This window comes from Cobetia sp. 29-18-1, from assembly GCF_029846405.1.
Lineage (GTDB): Bacteria > Pseudomonadota > Gammaproteobacteria > Pseudomonadales > Halomonadaceae > Cobetia > Cobetia amphilecti.
This window is the reverse complement of the sequence record NZ_JARWKS010000028.1, coordinates 1-11,783: the sequence shown is the minus strand read 5'-3', so window position 1 is coordinate 11,783 and position 11,783 is coordinate 1. Positions and strand designations below refer to the sequence as shown.

Annotated in this window: 14 protein-coding genes; 1 reads left to right on the top strand and 13 read right to left on the bottom strand. The window is 62.0% G+C overall.

What is annotated here, in order from left to right; all coding sequences use genetic code 11:
- Window positions 1–70: 70 nt before the first annotated feature.
- From QD208_RS16495 to QD208_RS16465, 7 genes are all read right to left on the bottom strand, one after another.
- Complete coding sequence (locus tag QD208_RS16495) at window positions 71–1,762, bottom strand: glycosyltransferase family 39 protein (protein WP_240548733.1); 1,692 nt, start codon at window positions 1,760–1,762, stop codon at window positions 71–73.
- 101 nt (window positions 1,763–1,863) lie between these two features.
- Window positions 1,864–2,340, bottom strand: coding sequence for a lipid-A-disaccharide synthase N-terminal domain-containing protein (locus QD208_RS16490; RefSeq protein ID WP_240548732.1), 477 nt, complete (start codon window positions 2,338–2,340; stop codon window positions 1,864–1,866).
- Window positions 2,340–3,224, bottom strand: a complete 885-nt coding sequence (locus tag QD208_RS16485) for a glycosyltransferase family 2 protein (RefSeq protein ID WP_240548731.1) — start codon at window positions 3,222–3,224, stop codon at window positions 2,340–2,342. The genes QD208_RS16490 and QD208_RS16485 overlap by 1 nt, the downstream gene beginning before the upstream one ends.
- A gap of 331 nt (window positions 3,225–3,555) precedes the next feature.
- Complete coding sequence (gene rlmF, locus QD208_RS16480; protein WP_279837478.1) at window positions 3,556–4,737, bottom strand: 23S rRNA (adenine(1618)-N(6))-methyltransferase RlmF; 1,182 nt, start codon at window positions 4,735–4,737, stop codon at window positions 3,556–3,558.
- An 86-nt stretch (window positions 4,738–4,823) separates the two neighbouring features.
- Window positions 4,824–5,705, bottom strand: coding sequence for a siderophore-iron reductase FhuF (fhuF, locus tag QD208_RS16475; protein WP_279837477.1), 882 nt, complete (start codon window positions 5,703–5,705; stop codon window positions 4,824–4,826).
- 141 nt (window positions 5,706–5,846) lie between these two features.
- On the bottom strand, window positions 5,847–6,242 hold the full coding sequence (locus tag QD208_RS16470; RefSeq protein ID WP_279837476.1) for a DUF393 domain-containing protein: 396 nt from the start codon (window positions 6,240–6,242) through the stop codon (window positions 5,847–5,849).
- A 69-nt stretch (window positions 6,243–6,311) separates the two neighbouring features.
- Entirely contained in the window at window positions 6,312–6,908 is a 597-nt protein-coding gene (locus QD208_RS16465) for a RimK/LysX family protein (RefSeq protein WP_052384744.1), read from the bottom strand.
- 280 nt (window positions 6,909–7,188) lie between these two features.
- On the opposite strand from QD208_RS16465, the gene QD208_RS16460 reads away from it, so the two are divergent.
- Window positions 7,189–7,875 carry a DUF4396 domain-containing protein gene (locus QD208_RS16460; protein ID WP_279837475.1) on the top strand — a complete coding sequence of 229 codons (687 nt, stop codon included), beginning with the start codon at window positions 7,189–7,191 and terminating at the stop codon, window positions 7,873–7,875.
- Between the two features lie 203 nt (window positions 7,876–8,078).
- Here the strand turns inward: QD208_RS16460 and QD208_RS16455 are convergent, their stop codons facing one another.
- The 6 genes from QD208_RS16455 to QD208_RS16430 all read right to left on the bottom strand — a co-directional run bounded on the left by QD208_RS16455 (window position 8,079) and on the right by QD208_RS16430 (window position 11,483).
- Window positions 8,079–8,807 carry a YebC/PmpR family DNA-binding transcriptional regulator gene (locus QD208_RS16455; RefSeq protein ID WP_054557332.1) on the bottom strand — a complete coding sequence of 243 codons (729 nt, stop codon included), beginning with the start codon at window positions 8,805–8,807 and terminating at the stop codon, window positions 8,079–8,081.
- Window positions 8,808–9,012: 205 nt separating this feature from the next.
- On the bottom strand, window positions 9,013–9,366 hold the full coding sequence (locus QD208_RS16450) for a TusE/DsrC/DsvC family sulfur relay protein (RefSeq protein ID WP_043335059.1): 354 nt from the start codon (window positions 9,364–9,366) through the stop codon (window positions 9,013–9,015).
- A 56-nt stretch (window positions 9,367–9,422) separates the two neighbouring features.
- Entirely contained in the window at window positions 9,423–9,713 is a 291-nt protein-coding gene (gene tusB / locus QD208_RS16445) for a sulfurtransferase complex subunit TusB (RefSeq protein ID WP_043335056.1), read from the bottom strand.
- A gap of 121 nt (window positions 9,714–9,834) precedes the next feature.
- Entirely contained in the window at window positions 9,835–10,245 is a 411-nt protein-coding gene (gene tusC / locus QD208_RS16440; protein ID WP_240548730.1) for a sulfurtransferase complex subunit TusC, read from the bottom strand.
- 52 nt (window positions 10,246–10,297) lie between these two features.
- Window positions 10,298–10,687 (bottom strand): sulfurtransferase complex subunit TusD, encoded by a 390-nt coding sequence (tusD, locus tag QD208_RS16435; RefSeq protein WP_043335054.1) that lies wholly within the window; start codon window positions 10,685–10,687, stop codon window positions 10,298–10,300.
- 127 nt (window positions 10,688–10,814) lie between these two features.
- The gene (locus tag QD208_RS16430; protein WP_279837474.1) at window positions 10,815–11,483 is read right to left on the bottom strand and encodes a Bax inhibitor-1/YccA family protein; all 669 of its coding nucleotides are present in this window, start codon (window positions 11,481–11,483) and stop codon (window positions 10,815–10,817) included.
- Between the last annotated feature and the right edge of the window lie 300 nt (window positions 11,484–11,783).

Sequence of the window (11,783 nt, the reverse complement as noted above, 5' to 3'; positions counted from 1 at the left end):
TTCAGGTTGATCAACGAATGGGAGCCTCTTCCCACCAGGGATATCGCACATGAAAGTTGCTTCTGATACTTCATGGCTGAACCTCCGGCATCAGAGTATGTCGCTGGGGAAGTCCGATCAGCTGTGCCGCTTCATTCGAGACCGAGGTCGGCGCCAGATACATCGGCGCAGCATCGGGACTGCCCTGACATTTCACGGCCGCGCTACCAGGTAGCAGTACCCATTGCTCATCCGGCTCATTCAATGTGATGGCCTGTGCGCCATCCAGACAGGCATGCCGCTTGAGCTTGCGGGGTGTCAACAAGACCCAGCGGTTCTGCGGGGCCTCCTTCAGCCATGCATAGAGGCGCGAGAATTGGTCTTCCTCCGGCGTCTTGTAACCGAAGTGCCACAATGGCTGGCGCGCCTGCAGGATGTATTGCTCACGAAAATCGGGAATGGCCAATGCCTGGTAATCGCTCTTCTCGGCAACCTGCGCCATCAGTAGGGCAGGATTGCGAACCGGGTCCATCAATCGTGCCCCCCAGGTGCCCCACAGACTCCAGAACACCACGAGCCAAATCCCCAAGGCCAACAAGCCGTTCCGTGGTTTCAGCCAGGTACAGAGCGCGATACCGCTGACACCCAGCAGCCCCCACCACCCCCACGGCACCACCCCCTCCTTTGCAGCAAGCGTCACCAATGCCGGGTACCCGAAGACACCGAGCAGTGCCGCGATCAGGAAGATGCCTGCCAGTCCGGCGCAAAGTGCAAACCCCAGCCAGGAGACATGAGGCTTACGTGACAACCCCGGCAACATGGGTGCCAGGCCGATCACCAACAGCGGCAGCGCCGGCAGGATATAGACTCCCCGCTTGCCTGGAGACAACGAGAAGAAGACCACCATCAATGCCGCACCCACCAGGGGCAGCCAGACTCGTAGATCGCGGCGCGAGAAGCGGCGAGCGAGTGCCTTCGGCCACGAGGGTAGCGTCAGCAGCAGCGGCATCCATGCCCAGGGAATCACACTGGTCAGGAAGTAATGCCAAGGCTTCAGATGATGCCAGCTGTCGGTGTATCGCTCAGCGGTCTGCTTGAGCAGGATGTTGTCGCGATAGGCGGCAAGCTCCGAATCGCCGGACACGAAGGACATCACCAGCATCGGCCCTACCCAGAGCAGCGGAGCCGCCAGTATCCAGCAGAGTCCGATCAGCAGCTCGCGTGATGTCAGCTGCCCTGCGCGACGACCACTGCTGCGCCAAGTCGATGCGTGACGCGCAGCCATCAGCCAGAAAGGCAACATCAGCAACGGCAGGAACCCGACCCCCTTGGTGAGGATGCCAAGCCCCATCGCAAAGCAGCCGAGATAGAAATAGCGCACGCCATCATTGAGCAATGCATGCCGCAACAATCCCCAGCTACCCAGCAGGATGAAAGCCGTGACCAGCATGTCGATCTGAGCCGTACGGGCCTGCAGAATGAACTGCACTGACGCGAGCAACCACAGCCCGGCAATGAAGGCTGTGTGCGGGCCATGCAGGCGACGAATCAGGTCCACGCTCAGCCCCAGAGTCGCGGCCCCGGCCACCAGCGATGGCAGGGCAAAGCCGATGCGGATATCCCCCACCAAGCCAGTGGACAAGGCACTGAGCCACATGAAGATCGGCGGCTTGTCGGGATAAAGCTCTCCTGCGCGGTGTGGCAACCACCAGCCCCCAGTGATCCACATCTCGAGACCATTGAGCGCGAAGCGTGGCTCATCGGCAGGCCACGGCATACGCATGCCAAGCCCGATGGCAGAGACAGATAGATACAACGCCCCCAAGACCCACCAGGGATGGCGGGAAAGTCTTCGGTACACACCGCCAGCTGGCGTCATTGCCTTCATGCGCCTGTCCCTTGGTGCTGAACGGGATTGGCATGGAGGCGTGCCACTTCAGTCTTGAGTCGGGCGTTTTCTATCTCCAGCGACGCGAGCCTGGCCTTCAGGGAGTCGTCAGTGCCCGATTCGCATTCTTCCGTCTTGCCACAAGCGTGTTCGACGACAGTGGACTCCTGCGGTGCCTGGGACGACGCTTCGCTGCCAGGCGACGTGAGTGACCGGCGATCCCGCTTGATCAAGCTCAGATTACGCAGATAGATGAAAAGCCCTGCGCCCTGACCGGCAATGAATACCGGGTCCTCGCGATGGATGGCATACGCAAGCAGCGTCATGCCACCGGCAAGCGAGAACCACCAGAAGGCACGAGGAACGATGGAACGACGTGCCTTCTCACTGGCCAGCCACTGAATGATGAAACGCGCCGAGAACAGCGCCTGGCCTCCAAAACCGACAGCGACCCACCACGGACTGACATCCATCAGCAGGCACCCCGCGCCACGTCGGCCTGGTCCGGGTTGCTGTCACCTGCTGCTGCATCGTGACCGTCAGCCTGATATCTAGAGGGGGAGTCAAACAGGCTTGTTGGCGCGGATGCAGAGGGCGTCGACACGTGCGTCCCCACCAACGGCAGCGAACCATGGTCGATGGCCTCACTGGCAGCATGGCCAAAGATATTCTCGAGCGGTGACGGTAGACGTGAGCGACGCACCAGCCACATCACTCCGACGATATCGGCAATACCGACCCAGAGCCGATCGAAGAAGCCGTATTTGGATACTCCTGCCACTCGTTCGCGGTGACGGACTGCCAATGACTGCACCTTGCCACCCTGAGCGCGAACCAACGCCGGAAGAAAACGGTGCATGTGATCGAAATACGGCAGCCGAAGGAAGACGTCACGACGCATGACCTTGATTCCGCAGCCGGTATCTGGCGTGTCATCGTGCAGCAGCGCTTGTCGGATGGCATTGGCCAAGCGTGATGACACACGCTTGACGGCATCATCGCGACGTTGCGTGCGATGACCAGCCACCAGGTCGAGCTTTTCGAGCGTTGCCAGTGACAACATGTCCGGCAAGTCCGCTGGATCATTCTGGCCATCGCCATCCAGGGTCGCCAACCATCGACCGCGCGCCAGCCGGGCAGCCTGCCACAGCGAAGTACTCTGTCCGAAACTGGTGCCGTGGTGATAGGGACGCAATCGTGAATCTTCCTGCGCAGCCTGCTTGAGCCAACTCCAACTGCCATCACTGGAACCATCATCCACCACGATGATCTCGTAGCGCTGCCCCGCAAGCGCCTCATGCACCTCGGCAATAAGGCCCGGCAAGTTGTCACGCTCATCACGAGCCGGTATCAACACCGAAACTCCTCCGCACAAGGGCTCCTCGCCCTGCGCCCAGGGGTGGTCTGGACCAGGCGATGTCATGGTGATCGCGGACTTCATGGAATAACTCCTGAGCAATGACTGGGCGTCGAGCAAGCCGGATAGATGTCAGATCCTGCAGCGATCGGAACCGGCAGGCTGCGCGTTTCTGGCAGAAAGTTTGCCCGCAAACTATTAAGACAGGCTTAAGTGAAGCGCGGATGACAACCGCCAATGCAAGAAGCCCCCGTCGCGCTGGGCGACGGGGGCTTCAATGCAAAGACATCATTGAGTCGAAGACTCTCTTGATACGGCTATGACAGACGCTTCACTTTCCTTGCCAGTGATTCCGCCCCCACTGCCGACGCTGGTCGGGCGTGAGATACGACCAGGCGACGAAGCGGCTGACCTTCTGCCCCTGGGACATCTCGATCACCCTGCCCTCGCTGGCGCCACTGTGCTTGAGGGCTTTCCTGATGCCGGTCAGGCTCGCCGAATGCGCGACCAGCGAGGAGAACCACAGGCACTGCGTGGCGACGTTGCGGCTCTCCTGGATCATGCGGGTGACGAAGGCTTCTTCCCCGCCCGGACACCAGAGCTCGGCCGCCTGACCCGCGAAATTCAGCGCAGGCGCAGTGCGTGAGCCACCCTTGCGTGAGGCATTGCCGCGCTGCTGGCGCGACTTGTCGAGCCCGCGCCATTTGCGCTGAGATTCCCGCGCCATATCGGCTTCGCTGGCATGGAACGGCGGATTGCACAGCACCAGATCAAAACGCTCATCCGCGCCCCAGATCCCAGCGAAGTGGCGCGTGCGATCAGCCTGCAGACGCACCTCGATCTGGCCCTTGAGGCGCACATTGGCGCTTAGAATCGCGCGAGCCGAGTCGATCGCCTGCGCGCTGATATCACTGCCGACCATCTGCCAGCCAAAGCTGCGATTGCCCAGCAGGGGGTAGATGAGGTTGGCGCCGGTGCCGATATCCAGCGCGCGCACGTGCTCACCCGCCGGCAGCTGACCGCCATTCGCCTCACTGATCAGGTCCGCCAGGTAATGCAGATAATCGGCACGCCCGGGGATGGGCGGACACAGATAGCCGGCGGGAATGTCCCAGTGGGCGATGCCGTAATGGCGACTCAACAGGGCCCGATTGAGCGCCTTGACCGCGAGGGGATCGGCAAAGTCGATGGACTCGCTGCCAGCGGGTGTCTTGATCACGAAGGCCGCCAGTGCCGGGCTCGCCTTGACCAGCGCGGCCATGTCATAGCGCCCACGGTGCGGGTTGCGGGGGTGCAGCTGACCCTTGCGAGCCGGGGTCACCTTGATAGAAGGCGCTTTGATAGAAGGCGCTTTAATGGAAGGCGCCTTGGCCGCGCCAGGCTTCTCGCGGGCGGCCGGATCACGACGGTCAGCCGCGGTGCCCTGCTGACGACTGTCAGCCGAGTCGTGTCGGGAGGATGCGCCGGACTTGGCGAGGGAAGCACCGCGTGGGCGGCGCGAAGACGAGGACATGACGACATACCGGACAATGACAGGGGACGCCATCTTACCAGAGGGCGCCGATCAACACAGACCGCTGCCGCTCAGGACGCTACTGCTCAGGACAGGTCGCTACCGATCAACGCTGCGCGCGAGTTGGCGCGCTGATCGACCCGACGCGTCTGGGCGCGGCGGGCCGTGGCGCGCTCGATGCTCAGCGGGCAATTGCTGCAATAGCCCAGACACTCGATGCGATAACGCACGCAGCACACCTTGCGCGGCGTATGCCGTTCGCCGTGGCGGTCCATCACGTCGCTGACCGGCTGATAGAGCGGATTGCGCCGCCCGTCGGCCAGAATTCTGGTCGCCATCAGCTGACGTGCCGGCGCCGCCTGCGCGACCCAGCCCTGCTCTTCCAGCATACCGACGATATAGACGAAGTAATGTGCCGCGTTGCTCCAGAAGACCTTGGGCCCCAGCGCAGTGTGCGGCACGAGGCGCTCGATGACGGCCTCAAGATGCGCCAGGTAGCCCTGAAAGCGCGCCTGAAGGCGCGTCGCCTCATCGGCCGACTCGATCTCCGCCGGGAGGCTTGCGCCCTGCCCCGCCGCATCATCGAGTATCAGCTGCGTGACCACGCCATGCTCGCCAAGGCGCAGCGAAAGATGTCGCAGCTCCAGCGGCAGTTGATGATCCAGCAGCAGGTTGGCCGCCAGCGGCAGCGATACCATCGAGGACAACAGGTACTTGGACCACTGGGAAAGCAGCGCCTGCTCATCCGGGGCGCTGTGGGGAGAGGCGGCGTCTGCCTGGCCGGTCTCGTACTGCATGCCATGCGCGGCGATGCACGCCGCCAGCCACCCGGGGCTGAGCACATCGCGCGCCGGCACGACACGCTGGAGCGACGCCTCATCACCCGCCTGCACCTGAGCGTAGGTAGTGATCAAGTCCCGATAGGCAACCATCGGACCGGCAAAGAGCGGGGAAAGCGCGTCGATCATCGGGAAGCTCGCAGACGTGAAGAAACAGACAGTGCCTCACATACTAACGAAAACTATTAGCATTTGCATATCAAAAAAGCATGATGAATCAGCAGGGCTTGCAACGGGGCTTCCAGCAGCCTGCGTCGGGCTCGTCGGCACTCACAGCCTGCCGTCCCGACACAGCCGACGACGCACCCAGGCATCGTAGACTCGCGTCAGCGCCGGTTCGATCAGCGGCCGCGTGATCAGCCACCCCAGCCAGGCAAGACCGGGGATGCGCGCAAGCAGCAGGCGATACGCCGGCATGCCCTCACGGATCTGCCCTTGCGCTGTCTCGACATGCAACGACAGCAATGCCTGCTTGAGGCCGATGCCGCGAGCGGCGAGATGCTCGGCGTTATCCGTCGCATCCCACCACTCGACGTTGGCGTCTTGGCGCGACAGCCGCTCGTAGCGGGCGCGTTCACGACGACACACCGGGCAGCGTGCGTCGTAGTAGATCCTGATGAGTGGCAAACCGTCACGCTGAGGTTGCTGGCTGGCGGTACCCGACATGCTGGCCTCCCTCTTGTGATGAATGTGCGCGGTACGCGTTTCTCAATGAGCGTTCAGAGCGACATCAGATCAGGACGCCGCGCCGATGCGGTCGGAATACTCCTTGTCTTCATAGCGATGCAGCGGCGCGTCCTCGGCACAGTCCGGGCTGGTCTGGAAGGTCTTGCGCACATCGAGTACACCCAGGCTCTGGATGGTGCGGCGCCCCAGCAGCACCGGGTAATTCATGCCGTCACGATCACGCAGACTGAACTGCTCCTCGTAACGCTCGCCACCCATGCACAGCGTCATCAGCACCACCGGGCGCGTGTCGCGTCCGCCTGCGCCGGACACCGTCAGGTCGCGATACAGGGGGCGCTCGAAGGTGTTCTCGACCTTGTCACCCTTGGCTTCGTCCTCGACCTCGACATCGAAACGCACCCACTCCTCGTCATCACGCTCGAAGGTCTCGATATTCTCGGCATGCATCGAGGAGGTCAGCGCGCCGCTATCCAGCTTGGCCTTCACCATCACGCCCCACGGCTCGATGGTCGCCTTTTCCACCCAGCCGAAGACCTTGTCGTCTGCCGCCTGGGCCACGGCTGGCGCGGCGAGCGAGGCAATCAAACCGACGCCGGCGAACTGACGGGCGGCGCGCGCAAGGGATGTAGCAGCGTGTCTCGACATGGTGACTCCTAGGAAAAGTGGCGACATTGCAAGGGCAATGCCCGACATCCTTCACCATGGAGGCTTGCGGCAAGGTTAACAAGGCGTGAGAACACACCCTCGCCTGTCACCCTGTCAGGCGAAAGCAACGGGCGGTTGCGAGCAGGCGATGACAGGCCACCCTTGATATGACGCGCTGCCCCCACCAGCTATCAAGGAGGGCCGCGTCATCAGCGTACTGCCATCAGCGTATTGCTATCGGCGCACGGCCATCTGCGACATCCACTCGACGGGGGTCACCATGCAAGATCTATTACGTGAGTCACTTTCCCACTGGAGCCTGCTGCTGTGCTGGCTGTTGCTGATGGTACCGGCGCTGATCTGGGTCGTGCGTGACCTGACCACGAAGAATGCTCACCTGGCCCCGATGATGAAGTGGGTGTGGGGGCTGACCACGCTCTACTCCGGTGTCGTGGGCCTGCTGGTCTATCGTTTCGCCGGTCGTCGCCAGATCACCGCCAACGGTGATGCCCGCAAGGGACTGAGAAGTGTCGCGCACTGCTATTCGGGCTGCGGACTGGGGGAATTCGTCGGCGTCAGCCTGGCGGTGGGCCTGTTGGCCATGGGCAATATCTCCACCGCGATCATCACCTTCATCTTCGCTTACCTGTTCGGCTTCCTGCTGACGGTCGGCCCGATGCTGCAGGGCGGCAGTGATGACAAGCCGCAGGTGATTCGTGATGCCTTCAAGAGCGAGACGGCCTCCATCGTGGTGATGGAAGTGGTGGCGATTTCCGTGGACCTCTGGCTTGCGGGCGGTGCCGGCATGCACCAGCCGCTGTTCTGGAACTCGCTGATCATTTCCCTGAGTCTGGGGCTGCTCGCCGCCTGGCCCGTCAACGTCTGGCTGGTAAAGCATGGCGTCAAGGGTGGCATGGCGGACCCACGCGAGACGGACCCGCAAGCGCAGCACCACGCACATTGCTGAAGCGCGCGCACTGCTGAGACGCGCGCACTGTCGATACGTGCAGAGTGTCGAAACGTGCAGGGTGTCAAAACGTGCAGAGTGTCGAGACATGAAAAAGCCCCGTCGGCATGCCGATGGGGCTTTTTTCTGACTGACCTCTCACACTGACATTCGCATCCCAGTCAGCGTGAAGCTGTCAGTCGCATCACGTTCAAGACGCTGACCTAGACGAACTCGCCGTTGTGATAGACCTGCTGCACGTCTTCACAATCATCCAGCAGCTCGAGCATCTTGTTGAGCAGCTCGGCGTCATCGCCGCCGACTTCGGTATGGATCTGCGGAATGAAGCTGATCTCATCGACTTCGAAGTCGAGGTCTTCACCGTAGATGTCGGTCAGCGCACCCTTGGCCTTGAAGTACTCGGTCGTCGGCGCGAGAACCGTGATGATGCCTTCGTCGAGCTCGATGTCACTGACATCGACGTCGGCTTCCATCAGCGCTTCCAGGACCTTTTCCTCGTCCTCTTCCGCACCCTTGAAGGCCAGGATGGCGCGGTGGTCGAACATGTGCGACACCGAACCCTGCGCGCCCAGCTTGCCCTTGCCCTTGTTGAAGCAGGTGCGGACTTCGCCGAAGGTGCGGTTGTTGTTGTCGGTCAGACAATCAACGATGACCATGACGTTGCCCGGACCAAAGCCTTCATAGCGAGCCAGAGCGAAGTCTTCGCCGCCGGTGCCCTTGGCCTTGTCGATCGCCTTGTCGATGACGTGAGTCGGCACCTGGTCCTTCTTGGCCTTCTCGATGAGACGACGCAGGCTCAGGTTGCCGTTGGGGTCGAGGCCACCGCTCTTGGCCGAGACGTAAATCTCGCGCCCGTAACGTGAATACACGCGTGCCTTGTTGAGAGAGGTACGCGCCATTGATTCTTTACGGTTCTGGAATGCTCTTCCCATGCAAGTCGACTCTTGTCCGCCTGAATTCAAATGCCCTTGCGACCATGTCGCGGGACCTGAAGCAGCATCGACCTCCTGGCCGACACCGCAACGCTGTGACGAATAGTAACGCAGACAACGCCGTACGTCGCCATCCCTGCCGGGTCTTGCGCGTTGAGCGCAGCGCACCACGACGGGCAAGGTGACTCATGCATGCGGCTGACCGTCACAGACAGTTGGTCGGCTTGGGCAGCCCGGCGATGCGCGCGCCTACCTTGGGCGGGCTGTCCGGGAACAGCCGCATCAGATGCAGCGAGCGGCCCTTGTCGGGGCCAAACCGCTGGGTCATCGCCTTGCTCAGCGGGCGCATGGCCGGCGAGAGCGAGAAGCGCTGATAGAAGTCGCGCAACACCTCGATCACCTCCCAGTGCTCCGGCGTCAGTTCACGCCCCTCCTCGGCGGCCAGCATTTCCGCCAGCGCCGGGCTCCAGTCATCCAGATCGACCAGATAGCCTTCCGCATCCAGTCCGATATCACGCCCATCAAGCGTCAGTGTGCGCACCGCTTCACTACTGGCCATACAGATCCTGATTCACTGTCTTGCATGAAAATTGAAAGGGAGAAGCGTCTGGCGCCTCAGAACCAGCTGACGGTCTTGTCGGCGGCCTCGGTCAGGGCGACGAAACCGTCGACGTCGACCACAATGACGTTCTCCGCGCAGCGCCCCAGCAGACCGCGGGACTCGAGGTCTTCGCGCAACGCGAACAGCCTTCCCTCAAGCCCCGCAAGGTGCTGCTCGGCGTTGTCGAGGGCGCCATTGACGCCATCCTCGATCAACAGCAGCTGGTCTTCCGGGCCCATGGCATTGAGCACATCGTCATGGATGCGGCTGGAGAATGGCGAACGATTGAGTAGATGTAGATTCATGCAATTATCCAGGCAGGGGAAGCTGGGACTGCCACTGGCCATCAATCAAGAGATATCAATGACATGGCATCAGGAAACTGATGCGAGCATATCAGTCGCCAGCGTTGGCGGCAGTGACGTGTCAGAAGCTCAACACGCGCGAGAACGCGGTGGTCAGCGCGACCACCTCGTCGTGCTCGAGCAGCGTGACCGGCAACAGCGTGACATCCTGCGCTGTCAGGCCCCGTGCGCGCAGCGCCGCCGCATCGACGTAGCAGCGCTCGACGTCATACATCTCAAGCGCCGCCAGCAGGTTGTCACTGCCCTTCTGCCCCAGCGGCCCGACCTGCTGCCCTTCCAGCAGCGCCATCACGCCATCGCCGGTGAACAACAGCCCGACCTCGCGCCCGAAGGCCGCCGCGACCATCGCCGCCTCCAGCCCCTCGCGCAGCCAGCTGCTGCCATGCGGGCCATGGCGCAGCATGACCAGCAGATCACCGGCGGCTATCCCGGCGTCATCGCCTGCCAGGGGTGCCGTCATCACATCGCTCATGGTCTGCTCCTCGCTCGATAAGTGACATCATCAGTGACGACAAGAAATGACGTCATGCAAAGGTGATCAGGTGGTCATTGTCCAGCGTCGCCTCGACCAGCTGGCCCAGCCCCGTCAGCTCGAACGGCGCCTCGAGGGTATGCCCCTGCTTGCCATGCCGCGCCGCTTCGCGCTCATCGAGCATGCCGCGTCTCAGCCCCGCCGCGACACACACCTGCAGGCGGGTGGCGTGATTCTCGGCAAGTGACAGCCAGCGATCGCGCAGATGCGGCTCGTCCTGGGGCGGCGCCATCATGTTGGCGGCGTTGTAGACGCCATCGTGATAGAAGAACACCGTGGTCAACTGATGGCCGCGCGCCAGCAGGGCGTCGGCAAAGCGCAGCGCCGAATGGCTGGCCTGCTGGCTGTAGGGGCCGCCGTAGACGGCCAGAGCATAACGCATGCGAACCTCGTGTGACTGCTCATGAATGGGCGCCATTCTAGCGCGAGTCACGCCACCTGACACCCGAACGCAAACGACCCCGCCGAGGCGGGGTCGTTTGCAGGTCTCATGTCCCTTCGCTTGACGATCAATCGTCGGAAGTGAAGCCCAGCAGGGCCAGCAGGCTGACGAACATGTTGTAGATGGAGACGTACAGGCTCACCGTCGCCAGCAGGTAGTTGGTCTGCCCGCCGTGGATGATCTGGCTGGTCTCGAACAGGATCGCCGCGGAGGCGAACAGCACGAAGCCGGCGGAGACAGCCAGTGCCAGGCCGCTGATGTTGAAGATCATCGCTGCCAGCATCGCCAGAATCAGCACGATGGCGCCGGCGAACAGGAAGTTGCCCAGGAACGAGAAGTCCTTGCGCGTCACCAGTGCCACCGCGGACAGGCCGGCGAAGGTGATGCCGGTCATGCCGAGCGCGGTCATCACCAGCTGGCCACCGTTGGGCAGGCTCAGGTAGGCATTCAGTACCGGGCCGAGCGTGAAGCCCATGAAGCCGGTGAAGGCGAAGGTCGCGAAGATGCCGGCGGTGGAGTTCGCGGTCTTGTGGACCAGGAACATCAGGCCGTAGGCACCGATCAGCAGCACGAAGATGTTCATGCGGCCGACGCCCATGCTCATCGCCACGCCAGCGGTCAGCGCGGAGAACAGCAGCGTCATTGCCAGCATCATGTAAGTGTTGCGCAGTACCTTGTGAGTACTGAGCGAGCGGCTCGCGGTATCCTGCGAGACCTGCCAGGAGCTGTTAGCCATGGTGTCTATCCTCAGGTTGCTACGATGGATTCATCGATTTGACCCCAGCATGCCCTCAGGGGTTTGCCTAATCAAGAGACAGAACGATGAAAAGCCCTATTGAGGCAACCATCCGGCGCGTGCAAGGCAACGACATCGTCAGTCTCCGCAGCCATTGTGGCATGTGCGACCTTTCAAGCATCTGAACGACAAGGAAATTTACGCTAAGCCCTTGACCCTGACTGAAAAACCCGTAGTATCTCATCCCGTGAGTCGGAGGGATGGCAGAGCGGTTGAATGCACCGGTCTTGAAAACCGGCG

What these genes read in the sequence shown, in the direction of transcription:
- fhuF (WP_279837477.1), bottom strand. Translation starts at nt 5,705, where the DNA reads ATGATCGACGCGCTTTCCCCGCTCTTTGCCGGTCCGATGGTTGCCTAT.
- tusB (WP_043335056.1), bottom strand. Translation starts at nt 9,713, where the DNA reads ATGAATCTACATCTACTCAATCGTTCGCCATTCTCCAGCCGCATCCAT.
- tusD (WP_043335054.1), bottom strand. Translation starts at nt 10,687, where the DNA reads ATGCGTTATGCTCTGGCCGTCTACGGCGGCCCCTACAGCCAGCAGGCC.
- QD208_RS16450 (WP_043335059.1), bottom strand. Translation starts at nt 9,366, where the DNA reads ATGGCCAGTAGTGAAGCGGTGCGCACACTGACGCTTGATGGGCGTGAT.
- QD208_RS16490 (WP_240548732.1), bottom strand. Translation starts at nt 2,340, where the DNA reads ATGGATGTCAGTCCGTGGTGGGTCGCTGTCGGTTTTGGAGGCCAGGCG.
- QD208_RS16455 (WP_054557332.1), bottom strand. Translation starts at nt 8,807, where the DNA reads ATGGGAAGAGCATTCCAGAACCGTAAAGAATCAATGGCGCGTACCTCT.
- tusC (WP_240548730.1), bottom strand. Translation starts at nt 10,245, where the DNA reads ATGAGCGATGTGATGACGGCACCCCTGGCAGGCGATGACGCCGGGATA.
- QD208_RS16460 (WP_279837475.1), top strand. Translation starts at nt 7,189, where the DNA reads ATGCAAGATCTATTACGTGAGTCACTTTCCCACTGGAGCCTGCTGCTG.
- QD208_RS16470 (WP_279837476.1), bottom strand. Translation starts at nt 6,242, where the DNA reads ATGTCGGGTACCGCCAGCCAGCAACCTCAGCGTGACGGTTTGCCACTC.
- QD208_RS16465 (WP_052384744.1), bottom strand. Translation starts at nt 6,908, where the DNA reads ATGTCGAGACACGCTGCTACATCCCTTGCGCGCGCCGCCCGTCAGTTC.
- QD208_RS16430 (WP_279837474.1), bottom strand. Translation starts at nt 11,483, where the DNA reads ATGGCTAACAGCTCCTGGCAGGTCTCGCAGGATACCGCGAGCCGCTCG.
- rlmF (WP_279837478.1), bottom strand. Translation starts at nt 4,737, where the DNA reads ATGTCCTCGTCTTCGCGCCGCCCACGCGGTGCTTCCCTCGCCAAGTCC.
- QD208_RS16495 (WP_240548733.1), bottom strand. Translation starts at nt 1,762, where the DNA reads ATGCGTATGCCGTGGCCTGCCGATGAGCCACGCTTCGCGCTCAATGGT.